Origin of the sequence: Mucilaginibacter sp. SMC90 (genome assembly GCF_022811725.1) — a bacterium.
Lineage (GTDB): Bacteria > Bacteroidota > Bacteroidia > Sphingobacteriales > Sphingobacteriaceae > Mucilaginibacter.
In genome coordinates this window covers 4417107-4438458 of the sequence record NZ_CP094527.1, presented here as the reverse complement: position 1 = coordinate 4438458, position 21352 = coordinate 4417107, and the positions used below count along the sequence as shown (strand labels likewise).

The window sequence follows — 21352 nt, the reverse complement described above, 5'->3', positions numbered from 1 at the left end:
ATAGTTTAAATTATAAGTGTGTAGTATCTCGTTGAATGATTTAACTGCAATGTTACACATGGTAGTGGTGATGTAGTGCCGTAATAATAGTATCAAACAGCACTATCAAATAGATTTGTGCATTGGCAGTCCGGCGTATTCCTGTCTGCAATACAACATGATCTGTTATGTGTATCGTGATGTATTATACACCGGATTTGATACTGGCAATATTTAAACTATTATTAATACCTAAAGTGAAAAAAGGAATTCTTTTAATTACCACATTTATTTTTATCCAAACTTTCTGTTTCGGCAGTAGTATTTCAGTGAAGAACGATGGTGGAGGGAAGTCTGTATATCAGGCCCGTTTGCAGGATTCGGATGCTGTTTATTTTACCCCCGAAAATTTTAACATCAAGACAGATGGTAAAACCGATGTATCTGACGAGTTGCAAGCTGCTATTGCCAAAGTAAAAACTGAACATAATTTCGGCGTACTTTTTATTCCCGAAGGAAAGTATCTTATCTCAAAAACCATATTTGTACCTACTGCCGTAAGATTAATAGGTTACGGTAAAAACAGACCGCAAATTATCCTGGCTAAAAACTCGCCCGGTTTTCAAATTGCTGATGAAAATGATAAAGGACACGCCAAATACATGTTTTGGTTTGTAAGTAACCTTTCCAAACCCGGCGATGAGGTACACGATGCGGGAGCATCAACTTTTTACAGCTCGATATCAAATATTAATCTCAAAATAGAGGATGGTAATCCTTACGCCGTAGCCATGCGCACACATTTTGCCCAGCATAGTTTTATAGCCCATGTTGACGTAAATATAGGCAAGGGTTTGGCCGGTATGTTTGATGTAGGGAATGAAATGGAAGATGTGCGCTTTTTTGGGGGCCAATATGGTATTTATACAACCAAGCCATCACCTGGCTGGCAATTTATGATGGTTGATACCTATTTTGAAGGGCAACGTGAAGCCGCTATCCGTACCCAGGAGGCTGGACTAACCATTGTGCGGATGAACGTTAAGAACGTGCCTACCGTAATCAGCATCAATCCCAACTATCACGAAAAATTATTTATGGAAGATTGCCGTTTTGACGGCATAAGCGGCCCGGCCATTATTATCAGCAACGAGGATAATGCTTTTAACCAGATCAATCTTCGCAACGTGGTTTGCCGAAATGTGCCTGTGTTGGCCAGTTATCGCCGCAGTGGTAAAACAACACCGGGAGCGGGAAATATATACCGTGTAAAAAACTTCACTTATGGTCTTCAAATGGATGGCCTTAACGCCGATCCGCAATATAAAACCACTAACGTACAGGAGCCTTTAGCTGTAATGCCCGCGGCTGCCAAAAAAGATATTCCGGATTTTCCGGCTATCAATACCTGGGCTAATCTTAAAGCTCTTGGCGCAAAAGGTGATGGCACTACAGATGATACCCAGGCAATACAAGCTGCTATTGATAAGTACGAAACCATATACGTGCCGCAGGGGTGGTACCTGGTTAGTCAAACAGTTAAACTGAAGCCATCCACTAAGTTGATCGGGTTAAACCCTATAGCTACCCAATTTTTAATTGCTGATAATACGCCTGCCTTTGGTGGTTTCGGTAGCCCGGTACCTTTATTGGAATCATCAAAAGGTGGTAATAATATTTTAAGCGGTATTGGTCTTAGTACCAATGCCGATAATCCGCGGGCTGTGGCCTGTAAGTGGATGGCCGGGACCGGTTCATATATGAATGACGTGAAATTTGTTGGCGGTCACGGCGGTATGCAACGAGTTGGAACTCCCAAAAATACGGCAGGGGGTGGTGCTTATAACCGGGCGCAAAATGGTATAGATCCATCATGGGATACACAGTATTGGAGCCTTTGGATAACAGATGGCGGTGGCGGTACATTTAAGGATATCTGGAGTGCCAACACTTATGCTACGGCCGGTACTTATATTTCCAATACAACAACTCCCGGTCGTATTTATGCTATGTCGATAGAGCACCATGTGCGCAACGAGGTACGTTTTAACAATGTTGCCAATTGGAAGGTATATGCTTTGCAATTAGAAGAAGAAAGCCGTGAAAGTACTGAATGCCAGCCGATGGAGCTGGAAAATTCAAGCGATATGGTTTTTGCAAACCTTTATATGTTCAGGGTGATCAGGGTTAATAAACCGGCGCCCTATTCTATCAGGAAATGGGGCGGTAAAAATATTGAGTTGCTGAATGTTCATAATTACAGCCAGATAAAATATACCACAAATTTGCCGCTATATGACATTAATACTGCTACTGAAATAAGGCCATGGGAATTTGCACGACTTTTTATTGACGATAAAACCAACGTGGTTGAACAACAAGCAGGTACGATTAATAAACTGGCTACGGGTTTTGAATTTGCATCGGCTGTGTGTGCCGATAGCAAGGGCAATATTTATTTCAGTGAGCAACGGATGAAACGGATTTATAAGTGGTCGGCTACCGACAAGCAGATCAGTTTACTGGCAGATTACCCGTGGGAGCCATTATCGCTGGCCTACGATAAAAACGATAACTTGCTGGTTGTTTTTAAATATGTACCGAAGCCAGGACATCTTGTAAATGGTAAGCCCGAAAAGTTTGACAACCCAGCTGATGCTGCCGGCACATCTTTTAGCGGATGGGGTAATTCGGGTTTTGCGAGCTGGGCCTACAGTGTTGACCCTAAAAACCCGGATGAAACTATACAGAAACTGAAAAGTATACCGATGGGGCAGGTGAACCCGGTTTATAAAGCGTTGTATCCGGCGCATCGCTGGCGCGATTATCATGATTTCAATACAGTCACCGTAAATAAGCCTACGGAATGTTTTGTGGCGCTGGATGGAGTTACCATTATTCCGGTGGTGTATGATCTGGCACGGTCAACTGCATTGGCGGCTGCATACCCTGGCAAGCCTTTGTACACCAGCGATGAATATGATAAGCGTACCGTGAGCACAACTGTAAGTAAAGATGGTTATCTTTCTGATTTAAAGTATTTTGCCGAAAGGGGAGAATTTGCTTCCGCTACAGATGATAAAGGAAACGTTTTTATAGCCGATGGACAAATTTATGTTTATGACAGTACCGGTAAGCAGATCAATATGATCAAAGTGCCCGAACGGCCAACTGGATTAGCCTTTGGTGGCGCTGATAATAATACTTTATATATTACAAGCCATAACTCATTGTTTTCCGTAAAAGTCAGATAAAATACCCCTAAACAAAAATATATGCAACAATTGCCTAGGCGCCTGTTATCTATTGATGTATTGCGTGCCATTACCATGCTGCTGATGATATTTGTGAATGATGCCAGCGGTGTAAAGCACATTCCCGAATGGATAGACCATGCAAAAGGTTTTGAGGACAGGATGGGTTTTGCCGATACTATTTTTCCGGCATTTTTATTCATTGTTGGGCTGTCGTTGCCATTCGCCATCAATAATCGGATCAAAAAAGGCGATAGCGCAAAGCAGGTTCTATTTTACATTCTGATACGGAGCGTTGCATTGCTCATTATGGGCTTTTATCATGTAAACCTTGAAGAATATAATTCATCGGCAGCGATACTTCCGAGGGCTGTATGGGCCATCGTAATTACGACGGCATTTTTTCTCATCTGGCTTGATTATCCCGAAACAATGGCAAAGGCCAGAAAATATCTGTTGCAGATATTGGGAATTGCTATGCTGGCAGCCATGGCTATAGTTTATAAAGGTGGCGAAGATGGTGAAGTAAGAGGAATGGAGCCATCATGGTGGGGAATATTGGGATTGATAGGCTGGGCCTACTTAGTTTGCGCCCTGATATTTTTCGTGGTTAAAGGCAAGCTGAACAGCCTTATTGTTGCTTGGGTAGTACTGGTTGTTATTAATATAATAGCTCATTCTGTATTTAAGATAAAAATAATGCGCGATGAAGCGATGGTATCCATTGCCGGAGACGATGTTACCGGCAGTTCGTTGGGTAACGCAATTATCTTTCTGAAACCGTTATGGGTAATTCACGATGCATCAACCATGACTTTAACCATGGGCGGGGTAGTGATATCGGGAATCTACGCCAAGTTGGTACAGCAGGGTAAAACGCAACGCATTTGGGCCACATTGGCCATCATTGGTGTTTTGTTGCTGGTAGCAGGTTTTGCTTTAAGGCCTTATACCGAAGGTATTTCCAAAATTCGTTCAACACCGGCGTGGGTGCTCATTTGTTCGGGCATTACTACATTGGCGTTTTTATTGCTGATATATGTGGTTGACGTAAAGGGCAAAATAAGCATCTTCAACTGGATCAAACCTGCAGGCACCAGTACGCTGACCTGTTACCTGATCCCATACTTTCAGGTATTTTTGCTGGAGTTGCTTCACATTAATTACCCAAGGATCATCAATAATGGATTTCCCGGACTGCTCCGTTCATTCCTGACAGCAATCATCATCATTTTATTTGTTGGAGTACTTGAAAAGAAAAGATTACGCCTGAAAATTTAAATATTATACATACCTAAATTCTAATGACAACAATACTATCCTTATTGCAGCCAGGGCAATACAAAGCCAGGCTGATGGCCCTTCTTTGTCTGATACTTTTTGCTTTTCCTGTTCATGCTCAGAAAAACAGGGCTAAAAAGCATGTTATAATAGGGTATGTAAGCGGTTTTCGCGGTTTGATAGATACCAATATGGTTCATCCCGATAAGCTTACGCACATCAATTATGCATTCGTGAATGTAATTGGCAACAGGGCTTTTTTAACTCATCCCCGAACAGATACCATCAACTTCAGGTACCTGGTGGGGTTAAAAAAGAAGAAACCGGACCTGAAAGTTTTAATCTCGATAGGCGGCTGGCTTTGGAGCAAAAACTTTTCGGACATGGCGCTTACCGATACTTCGCGCAAAGCTTTTGCTGCCAGCGCTGTCGAATTGGTGCGTAAATTCAAAATGGATGGTATTGACATAGACTGGGAATATCCCAATGAAACGGGTGCAGGTAATATCCATCGCCCGGAGGATAAGGAAAACTATACCCGCCTGTTCACAGAGTTGAGAGGCCAGTTAAATAGCCTTGAAAAAGAAACCGGGAAAAAGTTGCTGCTCACCGCCGCAGTGGGAGCTTTCAGGCATTTTGTACAGAATACAGAAATGGATAAGGTTGGCGCATGTCTTGATTATATCAACCTCATGACCTATGATTATGGTGCCGAAGTGGCTGTGCATCATACCGGCCTTTATGCATCGAAATATCTGAAAACGGAAAACAACTCAGATAATGGAACACGGGTGTTTATTGAAGCCGGTGTACCCCGCAATAAGCTTGTTTTAGGCATGGGCTTTTACAGCCGCTCAACAAGGGTATCTGACAGTACTAAAACCGGATTGGGTTCACGCAACCTGGAAAGGATGAAGGGCGGAGGGTATACATTTATAAAAGACAGCCTGCTTACCAATAAAGCTTTTAAGTATTACCGCGACAGGAGTGCTAAAGCACCGTATTTATATAACTCCACTACCCGCCAATTTCTATCATTCGACGACGAATGGTCAATTAAAAAGAAATGCCAGTATGTGAAAAAGAATGGCATGGCTGGGGTAATGTTCTGGGAATACGTTGATGACAAAAAAGAATATCTGCTTGATGCCGCCAACAGTCATTTAAATTAAACATGCATTAAAATAATAACAGAACAGGCCGCCTGGTAATCAGACGGCCTGTTTCTGTAAGTTTAGGTTATAATAAATTACCAGGTATAGCCGCGTTGTTTAGCGTAATCTGCTATGAGTGCTCCGGCATCAGCATCCAGCAAAACTTCGCAGTTGGGATGCAGTTGTACTACCGATGCCGGGATATCAGTGGTTACAGGGCCAAGGATGGCTTGTTTAACAATTTCGGCTTTGTGACTACCTTTTGCAATCAGGATCAGTTTGCGGGTATGCATGATGTTTTTAACGCCGCGAGTTAAACCACCGAGTTCAACTTCGGGCGGAACCTGAGTTTCTCTTCGTACACGAGCTTCAAAATCAGGGTCCATTGGCGATACCCACGTTTCACTTTCAAAAGGGGTCCCGGGCTGATTGATACCAATATGTCCGTTGCTTCCTATACCCAGCATTTGCAGGTCGGCCCCGCCGCGTTCGGCAAGGCGTTTTTCAAACAGGATGCTCTCTGCCACAAAATCATCAGACAGGGTAGGCGGCATAATAAAGTTTTCTTCGGGGATGCCAAGCGGACCGGCAATCTGGTTCAGGATCATGGTATAACAGCTGCCGGCATATTCACGTTCCAGATTGGTAAGCTCATCTACGTTGAATAAAGTTATATTGGATACATCAAACGGGTATTTAGCATAAATTTCCGAAACGATGCGGTGCATGCCAATGGTAGTTTGCCCGGTTGAAAGGCCAATTACAGATGTCTTTTTTTCAAGCATCTGCGCTATAATGCGCCATGCCGCTGTTATATCGAATTCCTGTTCGCTTTTGGTTATAGTTACTTTCATGTATGCGTTTTATAATTCTTTAAGCTGTTTGGTGAAAAAATCATCGATAACAACTGCAGCAGTTACCTCATCCTCGCCATCCATAATTACCGAAATGGTTTCGCCGCCCTTGATACTTAGCGAAAGGATGTTTAACAAGCTGTTCAGTTTAACGGTTTTGTCGCCTTTTTTTAAGCTTGTGGCCGATTTGAAGCCTTTTACCAGTTTTACAAGCTGCGTTGCCGGCCGGGCATGCATTCCTTGGGCTGATGTGATGATATAATCTTTGGTTATCATTGGGGTATTGTTTTTAAATAGGCAATAATATTTTCTGAGCTATCCATAGCCATTACTTGCTGGCATATTTCTTTAGCTTTTGCTTCGCTGTTATTAATGATAATGCTTTTTATTGCAGGGATAGAGGCTGCACTCATGGAAAACTCTTCCAGTCCCATGCCTAACAGCAATAAGGTGGCTAATGGATCGGACGCTATTTCGCCGCACATGCCAACGTGAACGTTATGCGCCCGGCCTTGCTCAATAACGTTGAGGATGAGGCGTAATACACCTGGATTAAATGGGTCATACAGGTGGGTGATTTTTTCATTCATTCTGTCTACAGCCAGGGTATACTGGCAAAGGTCGTTTGTTCCGATACTAAAAAAATCCACTTCCTTAGCCAGGATATCTGCTGTAACGGCGGCTGATGGAATCTCGACCATGATCCCGATCTTTACATCATTGCTAAAAGCAACACCGGCTTCAAGCAACGCTTTTTTTGCTTTATTGAGTATAAGCTTTGCATCGCGGATCTCTTTTACGTTCGAGATCATAGGGAACATGATGCTCACCGTTCCGAAGATGGATGCCCTTAAAATTGCTTTCAGCTGAACCATAAATAACCCTTCTTGGTCGAGCGAGATGCGGATTGCACGATAGCCAAGAAAAGGATTAAGTTCGGTTGGTAAGTTAAAGTATGACAGGTGTTTATCTCCTCCTATGTCAATCGTTCGTATAATTACCGGCTTTCCTTTTGCCTGTAATACTGCTTTTTTATAAAACTCAAATTGTTCCTCTTCATCCGGGAAAGTATCGCGGTCCATAAACAACATTTCGGTGCGGAAAAGGCCAATACCTTCGCCTCCGTTGTCATGTACCATGGTCAGATCGTCGGCACCAGAAATATTGGCCAACAGTTTCACCTGTTTACCATCGGCAGTAATAGCTGGCTTATCCTTTACCATTTTTAATACCTCGGCTTGCTGCCTGAAGAAAGCAGATTTATCGGAGTAACGGCTGATAATATCCTCGCCGGGGTTAACATAAACCGAGCCGCTGAGGCCGTCTAAAATGATAAAATCGTTATGATTGATAGTCATTAACTCATCGCCGCAGGCTACAACGGCAGGCAGCCCTTTTGATTTGGCTATAATAGCCGCATGCGAAGTACGGCTGCCCGCCTGTGTTGCAAATCCGGTGACAAGGTTAAGATCTAATGTGATCGTATCAGAAGGGGTGAGGTCATCCGCAATAACAATGGTATCCGGTTCAAACGAGCGGTTGCTGGTATCGCCTGTACGATTAATATATTTGAGGATGCGGTTACCTATATCCTGAAAATCTGCTGAGCGCGCACGCATGTACTCATCGTCCATACTTTCAAACAGGGTAACAATGCTAGCCGTAACTTCTATCATGGCGTCATTGGCTGTTTTTCTCTCGGCTTCAATCTTTGCTATTACGTCCTCACGTATCTGCGGGTCGTTGATAAGCTCTACCTGAGTTTCCAGTATGGCAATGTCATCATCATTTAACATCAGTTGCGAGCTGTTCTTGATGGCATCTATCTCGGCAAGCGCATTAACAACCGAAATGTCAAAGCGTTCTATTTCTGCTACTATCTCCACCTGGTTTTTTAAAACAATGCCGTTAGTGGCGGGTGCATTCTTTTTTATAACAAATGCCCTGCCTATAGCAATGCCCGGTGAAACTCCAATTCCCTTCATTTATATCTTTCTTTATGCAAACAGATGGATAATACTTCCTGCAAAACCAAGCAACAGCAGGCCTAATAACAGGTATGTGGTTTTAATATTCTTTTTAACAAAATAATACACTAAAAAGGTAAGACCCAGCGGTATCATAGCCGGAACTACCTGGTCCAAAACGCTTTGAACGCTTACCGCCGATTTTTCTGTGCCAATTTGAAGAGGCGTAGTGATACTCATAAGCGTTGCAGGCATAGCGCCGACAACCATTAACCCTAAAATAGAGGCACCTTTTGTTAGCCTGTCCATCACATTGTTTTTTGCAAGATTTTGCAGAAAGCGTGTGCCGGCATTATAACCAACAAAAGTTAGTTTATAACGTAGCAGCAGGTGCGGTACATTGAATATCAGCAGGAATAATAATGGCCCCAGGATATTGCCTTTTATAGCCAGAGAAGTTCCAACACCGGCAGCGATCACTTTAAAGGTTCCCCAAAAAAGCGAATCAAATACACCGGCCAGCGGACCCATCAGTCCCAGTTTTACCGAGTTGATAGATTCTTCGTCGAAATCCTCGTCATTGCTGTTTTGTTCTTCCATGGCAGCTGTGATTCCCATTACCAATGTTGAGCCATAAGGGCTGGTATTAAAAAACTGTAAATGTCTTTTTAACGCGGCAGCCATTTTCTCTTTGGTATGGTAAAGTTTTTTCAAAACAGGGATAATAGAAAAAGCGAACCCGGTATTTTGCCAGGTTTCAAAATTGAAATTAGCCTCCAACGCCAGTGAACGAAAAAATAGCAAACGGATATCTCGTTTACTTAGCTCTGAATTGACTTTTACCGGCTCGGCGGGTTCATCGTCTGCGCCAAAGTCTTCGTCGTCGGTAACTGGTTTAGGGGCTACCTGGGTTACCAATAATGCAATAATAACACCCAGGCCGCCAATAGCTATTACCGGTAATTTCAGGTAAGCCGCCAGCATAAAGCCCAGGAAAAAATATGGTGCCATGTTTTTGTTGAACATCAGGTTCATGAGCAGGGCAAAACCTAATGCCGGGAGCATATTGCCTGCAACCTGCAGGCCCGTTTGTACCCATGCCGGTATCATATCCAAAAATGATTTCATGGTGCCTGCGCCTAATTGTAGCGCCAGCATAATGATAATGCCCATCAGCACAGGCCTTAATAACCCAGAAACAATATGCAGGCGCTGAATGCCTTTAAAATCACCATCTTCGGCATATTGGTTAAACTTCTTATTAAGCATGGCCCGCAATACAAACAAACCGCTGATGGCCATTTCGGCCAGTATAGAAACCGGCACAGCAATGGCCAGCGCAATTGCAGGCCCTTTGCCCGAGATGATAGCGAAGGCGGTACCCAATACACCACCCGTGATGACATCCGGAGGAATGGCTGCACCAACTTTGATATTGCCCATAAATATGAGCTCAAGCGTAGCACCGATAATTACACCCTGGGTTACGTCGCCAAGCACCAGCCCAACCAGCGGCCCGAGCACAAGAGGACGGCTGAACAGGGTAGTGCCCAAGAAATCTTCCGAATGTCCAAACATCGCTATCAGCGCGATGAGTAAGTATGATACTGACAAGTTAATTAAGTTGTTGTTTGTAAGTGTATTAGCCCTGTTTATTTAAATCAGGCTTTCAATAAGTTGTTTATTATCTGTGGGTACCTGCCGTACCTCGAGCTCAATGCCTTTGGCCAGCATATCGCGAATGATGACGACGTCGTCATCGTTAACAGCGACAGCCTTAGATATCAGCTTTGAACCTTCCTTTGAGCGTAAGCCGCCAAAGTTTATAGTTTTTATCTCCGCTACTTCGGCCGCCAGCGCAGCCGCATCCTTTACGTTGTTGATCAACACCAAAACCCTGGCGTTTTTACTTTTTTCATCGTTCAAAAAAGCTGCCGCTTCTTTTACTGCTTTGATCAGGAGTTTGGTGCCGGCAGGTTTCGCGAGGCTAAGGGTCATCTTCATAAATTCGTCCTTAGCTACTTTGTCGTTGGCAATTAAGAGGCAATCAACGCCAAGCGCAGGCGTCCATGTAAAGGCTACTTGCCCGTGTACAAGCCTGTCATCTATGCGGGTTAGTTTAATCATTTTCCTCGTCCTGGTTTTGAGCGGTCAGAAGTTTATTTACGTATACCATTTGTTGTTTAGCATTTTCAATAGCTTCGGCGATCACCTCTTCTGCCGGGGTGCCGGCATCTGCTAATATAATTTCTATTACCAGGGGAAGATTAAAGCCCGAAACCACATGCACATTGGGCTGTAGTGCGTATTGCAATATTTGATTGGTAACGCTGCCTCCCATGATGTCCGAAAAAACAATCAATTCGTCATTATCACTAATTTGATCAAGTATGCCCCTGATATCATGTTCTAAAGAGCGGTTATCGTCAACATAAGCTTCGATCAAAAAAATGCTATCTGTTGCGCCGGTAATTATACCAAGCGACGATTTTATACCGCCGGCAAGTTTGCCATGCGTTGCTATCAAAAATTTTCTTGTGCCTCCGGTATTCTCCATCAGTAAGTAAGGTTTTTTATCCGCGTTTGGAGGCGCGGCATTTCATAACTGGTTTATATAATGTATGAAAATTAATCTTTTGCAATTATCGGTCAAACTTTATTCAATTGCTATTTTGAAGGCACTACAACACCACTACTATTGTAGTATTGATAAATTGATGCTGAGTCTTTAACCCCGGGCCATAAGTTTAGAAACTGAAGAAAAATGATTTGCGGCTACCGGTTTAACGCCTTTGACTTGGTTATCTGTAACAAATTGAGGGCTTTACCAATGGTAGTGTTAATGTAGTGGCACAAAAATAACCATCAGGGATTTTATCGTTTAGATTTGGATCAGGATGCAAAGCGCTTTCCTTACAGCCATTTTATAATTCCTTAACTTTATATATGAACCTGAAAAAGTATATCGATATTCTTTTGGCTACATGCAAAAAATGCTGCCTGCTTTTAGCCGGGCTGCCATTTATTGCACAGGCACAAAGTATTAAAGTAGTGACCAACCATGTTGGTTATGAGGATAGCAAGGCTAAACGCGCTGTCGTAATAGCAGATAACCATCTTGCTTTAACTTCTTTCAACCTTATTGATGCTGATAATGGCAATACGGTATTTACCGGGCAAATTACCTACAGCGGCCCGGTAAATAAGTGGAAACATTTTGAGTTCTGGACACTTGATTTTACTGAGTTTACAAAGCCGGGCACTTATAAGGTTCAATTCAACTCTTTAAAAGGTATCATTTCATCTTATCCTTTTATCATAGGCAAAAATGTGCTTGAAAAAGCAACTATATCCGATGTGGTTTATTACTTTAAAGGACAACGAAGTTCTGGTCTGTTAGATAAAGCCGATCATCATTTGGTATTATCGGGTACAACAGATACGGTTGACGCGCACGGCGGTTGGTACGATGCAACCGGCGATTATGGTAAGCACCTTTCGCACCTATCATTCTCCAATTATTTTAATCCGCAACAGATCTCGTTAACAGCTTTCAGCCTGTTTAAAACTTATGAACTGTTAAGTGCCCGTTCAGGAACTGATTTCAGGCAGTTTAACCGGCGGATTTTGGACGAGGCTATGTACGGTGCTGATTACCTAGTAAGGATGCAGGCAAAAAATGGCTCCTTTTATCGGTCGGTTTCGTCACCAGGGCCCGGTAAATTACCCAAAGACAGGGTGATCCAGGCCGATGAAGGTAATTACCGGATAAAGCAAACCAAAGACCAATCTTTTACCAAAACCACCACCGGTAAAAACTGGCGCAGCTACCAGGCCAGCTATCGTTCAGGCGCAGGCATTTCCATTGCTGCATTGGCCATGGCTTCGGCCTTTCAAACTTCAGGCGAATTCAGTAATGCTGATTACCTCAAAGCCGCTGAAAACGCTTTTGCTTTTTTAGAGAAGGAAAACCCGCAAATGGATTATGACAAAAAGGAAAATATCCTTGATGATTATTGTGCCTTAAGTGCTGCCAACGAATTGTACAAGGTTACTCATAAAGAAGCTTATAAAACGGCGGCCGAAAGACGAGCTAATAACCTGTTAAACCGCCTAACCTCTTGGAAAACATATCAAAACTTTTGGCGTGCCGATGATAAGGACCGGCCTTTTTTTCATCCTTCGGACGGAGGTTTGCCGGTTGTTAGCCTGCTGTATTATTATCCTTATGCTTCTGCCAATTTGCAAACTAAGATCAAATCAGCTGTAAGGAAATCAATGGAGTTTGAGTTGGCTATTACACATGAGGTAAACAATCCCTTTGGTTACAGCCGCGAGCTGGTGCAGGACACATTGGGTAATCGCCACAGTGCTTTCTTTTTCCCTCACGGCAGCGATGCTTCGCCATGGTGGCAGGGAGAGAACGCGAGGCTTGGTTCGGTAGCTACGGCCGCGCGGATGGCCGCAAACTTGTTTAAGGACGATAAAGCTTTTCATGATCAGCTTTCCGGCTTCGCGATAGATCAGTTAAACTGGATTTTAGGGCTGAACCCATTTGATGCAAGCATGTTGCAGGGTACAGGTCATAATAATCCGGTTTATGGCTTTTTTGGCACATTCGAATATACCAACGCGCCGGGTGGTATTGTAAATGGTATTACATCCGGTTTTGATAACGAGGATGATATTGATTTTAATATTCCCTACGCAGTATCAGGTAAAGATTCGGATTGGCGCTGGGCCGAACAGTGGCTGCCGCATACAGCCTGGTACCTGTTAGCGGTTTCAACAAGCGATTAATTATAAACCATTATACCTGTTATGAATAAGTTGAAGATCAACATAAGTTTAATTCTTGCGCTATTGTTGTGCGGCCCGGTATTTTGCTTTGCTGCCGATGAGCATAAAACGCTGGCAACAGGGGCACAGGCACCCGAGTTTAGTCTGCCGGGCATCGATGGTAAAACTTATACGCTGCAATCTTTTAAAAATGCCAAAGTGTTGGTTGTGGTTTTTATGTGTAACCATTGCCCCACATCGCAGGCCTATGAGGACAGGGTGATCAAGCTGACCAGCGATTACGCAGCTAAGGGCGTTGGCGTTGTTGCTATTAATCCCAATAATCCTGCTTCCTTACGTTATGATGAATTGGGATACAGTGATTTAGGTGATTCATTTGAAGAAATGAAAACACGTGCTAAAGACAAAGGATTTAATTTTCCGTACCTGTATGACGGCGAAACGGAAGTAGCTTCTATTAAATATGGTCCCGTTGCTACGCCTCATATTTTTGTTTTTGATAAAGACAGGAAACTGCGGTATAATGGCCGGATTGATGATATGGAAAATCCTGCCAAAACTCCAAAATCGCAGGATGCGCGTAATGCTATTGACGCGGTGCTGGCAGGCAAAGAAATAACTGTGCCTGTTACCAAAACCTTTGGCTGCTCGGTTAAATGGGCTGAGAAAAAAGATTGGATAGATAAAGCGCAAGTTCAATGGGCTAAAGAGCCGGTGAAGCTGGATACCATCAGTGCTGCCGGAATTGCAACCGTAGTAAAAAATCATTCGGACAGGTTAAGGATGATCAATCTTTGGGCAACCTGGTGTGGCCCTTGTGTTGCCGAATTTGACGACCTTGTTACACTGAACAGGTTGTATCGCGACAGGGGGCTTGAATTTGTAAGTATCAGCGCCGATGATCCGGCTAATAAGGATAAAGCGCTGAAGTTTCTTCAGCGAAAGCAATCATCAGGTACTAACTACATCTACACAGGTGATGATAAATACAAAATGATAGAGGTCGTTGACCCTAAGTGGGATGGTGCTTTGCCTTATACCATGCTGGTTGATCCTGATGGGAAGGTAGTGTACAGCCATCAGGGGGCCATTGACATTGAAGAAGTTAAAAAGGTGATCTGGAATAATCCAATGATGGGCAGGATCTATAAATAAGCAATGCTGGTGAATAAGCTGAGATATCTTGTTGTTACCTCGATTACCTTGCTATTGGTAAATAGCGCCTTTGCCCAGCAATACAAATTCAGGGCATTAGTTGTGATTTCCCGGTCAGACGATCATATCAAAATGATGACTGCCGCTAAGCCGTTTTTCGAAAAACTGGGAAGGGATAATCATTTTGAAGTTGATTACACCGATGATTCAAGCAAGATCAATGATGAAAATCTTAAGAAATATGAGGTTTTTGTGATGTTGCAATTAGCTCCCTTTGATATCTCATACCGTCAGCAGGCTGCTTTACAGAAGTTTGCAGAGCAGGGGAAGGGCTGGGTTGGCATCCATGGCGCAGGGTTAACAGGGAGGGAGTTCTTAGCTAAAGACACCAAATACTGGCAATGGTTTGAAGATTTTATGGGGGGAGTGATATATTCACCGCATCCTGCTTATCAAAAAGGAACGGTTGTAGTTGAAGATAGGAAACATCCGGCCACTAAAAACTTACCTGCTCAATTTGAAATCTCCGACGAATGGTACGAATTCAATAAAAGTCCACGGCCCAATGTTCGCGTACTTGCTACCGCCGATGAATCAAGCTATAAGCAAAATAAGCCAATGGGCGATCATCCCATCATCTGGACTAATGAAAAATACCGCCGCATGATCTATATCGGTGTTGGACATGATCCCTCGGTATTTGCCAACCCAAGTTATATAAAGCTGCTCAGGGATGCGATTCTTTGGGCGGGATCAAAATAAATCATCAACCTGTAAACAATTTATATGAAAAGAATAGCATTTATCTTAAGTTTTTGCCTGTTAACAATTGTAAGCGCATGGGCCCAAAAGGTACCGCGTTTTAAGGTGATAGCCCTGTATGAAAACGGCGGTCATCATATTGATTATTCAAAAGCAGCTAAAGTGTGGCTGGATAAGCTGGCAGCGAATAATAATTTTTCTATAGATTATATTCAAACTACTGATTTAATTGACAGTGCTTTTTTATCTAATTATCAGTTGTTTATTCAGTTGGACTACCCGCCTTATGCATGGAAAGAAAAAGCAGTAAAAGCATTTGAAAAGTATATTGATGAAGGTAAAGGCGGCTGGATAGGTTTTCACCATGCAACCCTGTTGGGCGAGTTTGATGGTTACCCCATGTGGAATTGGTTTTGGAATTATATGGGAGAGATTCGTTTTAAAAGTTACATAGCAACCTTTGCTAAAGGAACGGTTAATGTGGAGGATAAAAAACATCCGGTAATGAAAGGCGTGTCGCCGTCTTTCCTGGTTCAGAAGGAAGAATGGTACACTTATGACAAAGATCCGCGTCCTAACGTACATGTGCTGGCATCTGTAGACGAATCAACTTATGAACCTAAAGATGGCATTACAATGGGCGACCATCCCGTAGTGTGGACTAACCCCGCAAAAAAAGCCCGCAACGTTTATATTTTTATGGGGCACTCTCCATTGCTTTTTGACAGTAAGGATTATACCACGCTTTTTAGCAATGCTATTTTTTGGGCTGCCGGAAAATAAGTTAAAAACTAATCTGATTACAATGATGATAAGAAAACTATTGTTGGTGGCTCTGCTGCTATCTCCATTCATTTGCAGGGCGCAGATTAATACTTCGTCCATCTTATTGCAAATGCGTAATGGTAAAGTGTATTTTGATAATGTTTATGCCCTTAACCCTGGCTTTAAGAGAGACGTTCTGTTTGCTAAAACTTTAGAATGGTTTAAAGGAGACGAGAAAATAGCAAACATAACTGTAGCCAACGAAAAAAAAGGTGAAGTAATGGGCTCCTATATTACCCGTATCAACATAGGCAATACGGGTAACTACTATTTTGTAAGATTTGCGGTTGATGTGATAGTTTATGACGCCACCTATGAGGTTAAGGTTTTTGATGTTTATGAAAAGCCTATAGAAAAAGGTATCTCAAATGAGTATTCAAAAATCGAATACCGCTGGTGGGATTTTAGGCGGGGCAAGCCCTGGTCGGCAGATGATGATCCGTTGTTCAGGGGGATAAGTAACGCTATAGATAGCGTGCTTCATTCAATTGATAATAAAGTGAATAACTAATTTTGTTAAAGTGATTGAAATGAAGAAACTGGTATATACTACAACTCTTTTTCTGCTGATGTTTTTTGCCTGCAAGATCACCCTTGCTCAGCAACCTCAATTTAAAGTATTGGCATTATACTCAACCAATGTTGAAAGTGATCACGTTGATTTTGCTATGGACGCTATAAAATTTTATAGTAACATGGCCAAAGCAAAAGGCTTTGTATTTGACACTACAAGCAGCTGGGAAAACCTGAACGACGATAAATTAAAGAATTACCAGGTGGTTGTTTGGCTTAATGAATTTCCGCACAACCAGGTGCAGCGAAGTGCTTTTGAAAAGTTCATGATCAACGGTGGTGCCTGGCTGGGTTTCCACGTGTCGGGCTATAATGACAAATACACCAAATGGCCGTGGTTTGTTGATTTTTTAGGTGCTACGTTTTATAACAACAACTGGCCGCCATTACCGGCCAAAATGATTGTTGATGACAATACGCACCCCGCCACCAAAAGTCTTGGTAAAAGCTATGTTGCTCCAATAAATGAATGGTACGGCTGGAAACCTAATCCCAGAGATAATAAAGATATCAAAGTATTGGTAACGCTTGATCCGGCTAACTATCCGCTGGGCAAAAAGGATATTATCCGCGAGGGAGATATCCCCGTAGTGTGGACGAATACCAAATATAAAATGTTGTATATGAACATGGGCCATGGCGACCAGATATTTACATCGCCCGAACAAAACCAGATGTTTGAGGATGCTTTATTATGGTTAGCAGGTAGCAGGTAAAAAGAAATAAACCGGCCAATCGTTTGCAATGCTAAAAAGCCATGTTTTAGCAAAATAACATGGCTTTTACCATTATTTGGTAACCTCTATCAAGAAATCATAAAGGTTTGTTTCGGTGGATAGCTGTAGTTTTTTACGTACCCTGTAACGACTGATCTCGACGCCTTTCAAAGAGATATTTAGTAACTGCGCTATCTCCTTTGATGACAGGTTTAAGCGAAGGTAGGCGCACAGTTTCAAATCAGTTGAGCTTAAATTGGGGAACTTGGCCTTCATGGTGGTTAAAAAATTATTATGCACCTGGTCAAAATACATAGCGAAGTTATCCCAGTCATCGTCGCTTTTTTCGGTATCGCTTAGCAGCTTAAATACGCTCCTGAACTGGTACGAGGCATCGGGGATATTGAGCTTTTTGATCAGCACCATAAGTTCATCCTTAATGTTAAGCAGAAGTTTTCCGCGGTCAACCATTTGCATGGTCAGCGTTGCCAGCTCTTTGTTTTTATAAGTTAGTTCGGCCTCGAGCTTTTCGTTTTTAAGGGCCATAATTTCTTTATCATTTCGGTCGAGCTCAAGGCTATGCAGATAGCTTAACTTTTTTTGTTCTTCTTCATGGCGTTGCTGATGTAATGCAAAGCGTTTTTGTTGTGCTTTTATACCCAGGTAGATAAGGTAGGCCACCGTCAGAAAATAAACAAAGTAAGCCCAAATGGTTTGATACCAGGCCGGCTCGACAATAAATGTATAGTTTACCGGTGCCGAAGCAGCACCTAAATTATTACGTGCCTTTACCGAAAATGTGTATTTACCATAAGGAAGATTGGTGTAATCCTTCTCCGTTTTAACTGACCATTGCGACCAATCCTTGTCAAAACCAATAAGTTTATAGCTAAATTCTTCGTTACTTTTTTGAGCGAACAGGGTGGAGGTGTATTCAAAATGAAAAGAGTTCCAATGATTAGATAGTGAAGCAATTTGTTGGTTGTTTTGTGCCGGTACGATCCTGTTGTTTTTAATAAAATATCCTCCAAAAATAACGCTGTCTTTTTCGGCTATGGCTTTTACTGTGGTTAGTAATACGTTGAGTTTATTGTCGGAAGATACGTACTGACGATAATTTAAGTGAAACACGCCATTATTTGAACCGATAAAGATATTTTCCATATCGTGAGGATAGATATATTCGGCACCTTTTACTGTTTGCCCGGCCAGTTCAGGAAAGTAGATTACTTTATAAGGCAAATTAGCAGATCTTTTACTAAAATCAATTACTCCAACTCGCTGATTACTGATAAACCAGATATTGCCTTTGCCATCTTCGGTAAGGAACTCAACTTTTGCTTTATCAAATATTGGCTTATAAAAAACAGATCTTGCGAAGTCTCCTTCGGCTACATTATACTCATAAACGCCTTTTTCGGTGGCTGCTATTAATTTGTTTTTAATGAAATAAACATGATTATTCAATGCCGATGGTAAACCGCTTTTTTCGGTATATTGTGTATAACCAACTATCTTTTTCCTATCGGCAGATAGCTGTGCTTTAAAAATTCCGCGGTAGGGGTGCGTTGCCCACACAAAGTTGCTTTTATCAACCGCCAGATTCCCTAATGATTCATAAATGCCATCTATTCGTCCGTCAAAGCTAAATCCGGTACCATTGTATTTTAACAGCTGAAAGCCCGTATAAGTTCCCGCAATCACATCTTGCGAAGCAGGAAAAGATTTCATCATCCAGGCACCAGGGCCCGGAGTTATCAATTTAGCCTGGTTATTGTCTATCTGCAACACACCATCCTGGTGACCTGCCAATAAATGCCCGTTGATCTGCACAAGACTTAAAACCTGGCCCTTGGTATTTGCTACCTCCGTAAAGGTACTGGCGACCATACTAATGTCCTTTTGCCGGTTGCCTATTGGCGCAGCGTATAACCCGTTTGATGTTCCGATATACAGCTTATCGCCAAAAATGCTTACCGAATTGCTTTTTATCTGATTTTCGCGGTTGGGATAAATGTTTTTAACGGAGGTATTATAGTTGATGAAGTCGAGCCCATTTTCAAGCCCAAGCCATAAATTGTGGTCCCTGTCCAGCAATACACTATGAACATTGTTGTTTTGTAACCCTTGACTATTGGAAAATTGCTCTACCAGTTTGCCTTTGCCGTCAATAATAATTAAGCCTTTTGCTGATGTACCAATGGCATATCTATCATCGCCAATTTTTTGAACGAAGTTTACAAGATCAGTTAGTAAAGCCCCGTCAACAGAGCTAACCTTTTTCATCAACGAGGTTCCTGACATTATGAAAAGGCCATTTTTACGGGTGGTTACCAATAAAGTATCGTTATTAAATTCAGTGATACCAGTGATCCTTAAATTTGTAGTAGGCTGCTGTACGCAGGATTGCCAGCGCGAATCTTTAAAAACAACCAGGCCTATATCTTTGTCATGAGCAAACAGCCTGCCGCCTGCCTGGCTTAACAACATCCAGCCACCGGGGGCGTCAAATGTGCGCATGGTGTTATTATTCAGCTCAAAAATACATTCTATGGTGCGAAAGAAAACTTCGTCATGATGGATAACAATATCCCAGATGTCGGCAAATTGCCTGGCTTTACGGGGAAGCAATTGTTTAAGCGAATGATACTTAAGAATACCCGAATTGTTTGGGAAAAAGTAGCCAACTTCATCCTGTCCCCCTACATAAATGCGGCCTTTAGGATCAATAGCTACAGATTTTATGGCACTTTTATTGGGCAGGGGATATGTTTTCCAATAACTTCCGTCGAATGTAAGCAAGCCCTCGTCATTAGCGAAATAAAGGATGCCGTTTTTATCCTGCTTAACATCCCATATTTCGTTTCCGGCGTTATACTCGCTATGGGCATAGTTTTTAATAGCAGGTGTACCAAGTGTGGTTTGAGCAAAAGATGTGCATATAAATACACGCAGAACAATGGTAATCAGGATGCACTTCTTCATTAACGGATTAATGTGGAGATTGAGTAAAACTCAGTTAATAATACAGCCCGGCATGGTTAAGGCCGGCTGATTAAGAGCCGTAATTTAATCAACATTTTAATATACTACACAGCTAAATGTACTCAAATATGGTAAAGCGGCTCAAACCGTGAATGTTTTAAACCGGAAATGGGTAGCTGTAGTGGTATTGTAGTGGTTTTTTGAATATTGTTAAAATTACAGTTATCGGGCCTAAATTAGGGACCCAATAGAATAATTATTTGGCAGCAGACCAAAATATGGCATTGCGGAACAGGCTTGTAAAAGCCGTGTCATCAAAAAGCTGCGGAAAATGTCCCATAGCTATATAAACGTTTCGCGCTTTAAAGTGCTCATTAGTCCAGATTACGGGGTGGTCTCCCATTTTTACATCCTTACCGGGTAAATAAGTTGCCTCATCAATACTGGCCAGTACGTGTACATTAGGGCGGGGGCTTTTGTCGTAGATATACCACTCATCTTCAGTTATAAAAGCTGATGGAACACCTTTCATAATCGGATGTTTGTTATCTTCCACATGAAGCATAGCCGCCGCGCCGCCGGGAATATGTAGTTTAAATTGTATGCCACCCATAAATGCCGAATACCATTGCCACATTGGATAGCCGTCAAAAACGCCTAAGAGGGTAGGATGGTGAAAGCCGATCCAACCGCCGCGTGCATTTTCGATATAGTCGGTAAAGGCTTCCTGGGCTTCTTTCTCCCATGGATAAGGCGGGTAATCCAACTGGATAAATAGCTGGTATTGTTTCAGGAAATCTTTATTGATCTTTTTGGTATCGCTGATATAGTCAATTGTAAAATTGCTGTCGGCAGCAAGCTTATCAAGCCAGGGTTTGGCGGCAGCGTCAAACAACGCGTGACCACCTCCTTTTTCTGCAAGGGCAATAGCTTTGAAACGAGGCTTTGTATTTTGCTGGGCATTAGCAATGCCGTTAAGTATAAGCAATACGTAAATAGAAACTAAACAAACTACTTTATTCATGTTTATTATGATGTTGATCAGGC

17 protein-coding genes are annotated in these 21352 nt (G+C 42.4%); 9 read left to right on the top strand and 8 right to left on the bottom strand.

Going from position 1 to position 21352, the window contains the following annotated elements; translation table 11 throughout:
* The first annotated feature begins 236 nt into the window (after nt 1–236).
* From MTO98_RS18820 to MTO98_RS18810, 3 genes are read left to right on the top strand one after another with little or no spacing between them, the layout of a single operon-like run.
* The gene (locus tag MTO98_RS18820; protein ID WP_243480427.1) at nt 237–3233 is read left to right on the top strand and encodes a glycosyl hydrolase family 28-related protein; all 2997 of its coding nucleotides are present in this window, start codon (nt 237–239) and stop codon (nt 3231–3233) included.
* Nucleotides 3234–3254: 21 nt separating this feature from the next.
* Complete coding sequence (locus tag MTO98_RS18815) at nt 3255–4514, top strand: DUF5009 domain-containing protein (RefSeq protein WP_243480426.1); 1260 nt, start codon at nt 3255–3257, stop codon at nt 4512–4514.
* Nucleotides 4515–4537: 23 nt separating this feature from the next.
* Nucleotides 4538–5686 carry a glycoside hydrolase family 18 protein gene (locus MTO98_RS18810; protein WP_243480425.1) on the top strand — a complete coding sequence of 383 codons (1149 nt, stop codon included), beginning with the start codon at nt 4538–4540 and terminating at the stop codon, nt 5684–5686.
* 77 nt (nt 5687–5763) lie between these two features.
* Here the strand turns inward: MTO98_RS18810 and MTO98_RS18805 are convergent, their stop codons facing one another.
* The 6 genes from MTO98_RS18805 to MTO98_RS18780 are packed head-to-tail and all read right to left on the bottom strand — an operon-like array spanning nt 5764 to nt 11046.
* The gene (locus MTO98_RS18805; protein WP_243480424.1) at nt 5764–6522 is read right to left on the bottom strand and encodes a 6-phosphogluconolactonase; all 759 of its coding nucleotides are present in this window, start codon (nt 6520–6522) and stop codon (nt 5764–5766) included.
* 9 nt (nt 6523–6531) lie between these two features.
* Nucleotides 6532–6798, bottom strand: a complete 267-nt coding sequence (locus MTO98_RS18800) for an HPr family phosphocarrier protein (protein WP_243480423.1) — start codon at nt 6796–6798, stop codon at nt 6532–6534.
* Nucleotides 6795–8507, bottom strand: a complete 1713-nt coding sequence (gene ptsP, locus MTO98_RS18795; protein ID WP_243480422.1) for a phosphoenolpyruvate--protein phosphotransferase — start codon at nt 8505–8507, stop codon at nt 6795–6797. The genes MTO98_RS18800 and ptsP overlap by 4 nt, the downstream gene beginning before the upstream one ends.
* Nucleotides 8508–8519: 12 nt before the next feature.
* A complete protein-coding gene (locus tag MTO98_RS18790) occupies nt 8520–10103 on the bottom strand; it encodes a PTS system mannose/fructose/sorbose family transporter subunit IID (RefSeq protein WP_243480421.1) in 1584 nt (527 codons plus the stop codon).
* Nucleotides 10104–10145: 42 nt separating this feature from the next.
* Nucleotides 10146–10616, bottom strand: a complete 471-nt coding sequence (locus MTO98_RS18785) for a PTS sugar transporter subunit IIB (RefSeq protein WP_243480420.1) — start codon at nt 10614–10616, stop codon at nt 10146–10148.
* Nucleotides 10609–11046 (bottom strand): PTS sugar transporter subunit IIA, encoded by a 438-nt coding sequence (locus tag MTO98_RS18780; protein ID WP_243480419.1) that lies wholly within the window; start codon nt 11044–11046, stop codon nt 10609–10611. Before MTO98_RS18780 ends, MTO98_RS18785 begins: the two co-directional genes overlap by 8 nt.
* 389 nt (nt 11047–11435) lie before the next feature.
* On the opposite strand from MTO98_RS18780, the gene MTO98_RS18775 reads away from it, so the two are divergent.
* Genes MTO98_RS18775 through MTO98_RS18750 form a run of 6 tightly spaced genes read left to right on the top strand, consistent with a single transcriptional unit; the run spans nt 11436 to nt 17320 of the window.
* Nucleotides 11436–13289 (top strand): glycoside hydrolase family 9 protein, encoded by a 1854-nt coding sequence (locus MTO98_RS18775; protein ID WP_243480418.1) that lies wholly within the window; start codon nt 11436–11438, stop codon nt 13287–13289.
* A 21-nt stretch (nt 13290–13310) separates the two neighbouring features.
* Nucleotides 13311–14444, top strand: coding sequence for a redoxin family protein (locus tag MTO98_RS18770; protein ID WP_243480417.1), 1134 nt, complete (start codon nt 13311–13313; stop codon nt 14442–14444).
* A gap of 3 nt (nt 14445–14447) precedes the next feature.
* Nucleotides 14448–15206, top strand: a complete 759-nt coding sequence (locus tag MTO98_RS18765; RefSeq protein WP_243480416.1) for a ThuA domain-containing protein — start codon at nt 14448–14450, stop codon at nt 15204–15206.
* Nucleotides 15207–15230: 24 nt separating this feature from the next.
* Nucleotides 15231–15989, top strand: a complete 759-nt coding sequence (locus MTO98_RS18760) for a ThuA domain-containing protein (RefSeq protein ID WP_243480415.1) — start codon at nt 15231–15233, stop codon at nt 15987–15989.
* Nucleotides 15990–16011: 22 nt separating this feature from the next.
* Nucleotides 16012–16542, top strand: coding sequence for a hypothetical protein (locus MTO98_RS18755; protein ID WP_243480414.1), 531 nt, complete (start codon nt 16012–16014; stop codon nt 16540–16542).
* A gap of 19 nt (nt 16543–16561) precedes the next feature.
* Nucleotides 16562–17320 (top strand): ThuA domain-containing protein, encoded by a 759-nt coding sequence (locus MTO98_RS18750; RefSeq protein ID WP_243480413.1) that lies wholly within the window; start codon nt 16562–16564, stop codon nt 17318–17320.
* 72 nt (nt 17321–17392) lie between these two features.
* Here MTO98_RS18750 and MTO98_RS18745 read toward each other — a convergent pair whose 3' ends face one another.
* Together MTO98_RS18745 and MTO98_RS18740 are read right to left on the bottom strand one after the other, a co-directional pair.
* Nucleotides 17393–20305 (bottom strand): triple tyrosine motif-containing protein, encoded by a 2913-nt coding sequence (locus tag MTO98_RS18745; protein WP_243480412.1) that lies wholly within the window; start codon nt 20303–20305, stop codon nt 17393–17395.
* Nucleotides 20306–20561: 256 nt separating this feature from the next.
* Nucleotides 20562–21329 carry a ThuA domain-containing protein gene (locus MTO98_RS18740; RefSeq protein ID WP_243480411.1) on the bottom strand — a complete coding sequence of 256 codons (768 nt, stop codon included), beginning with the start codon at nt 21327–21329 and terminating at the stop codon, nt 20562–20564.
* Between the last annotated feature and the right edge of the window lie 23 nt (nt 21330–21352).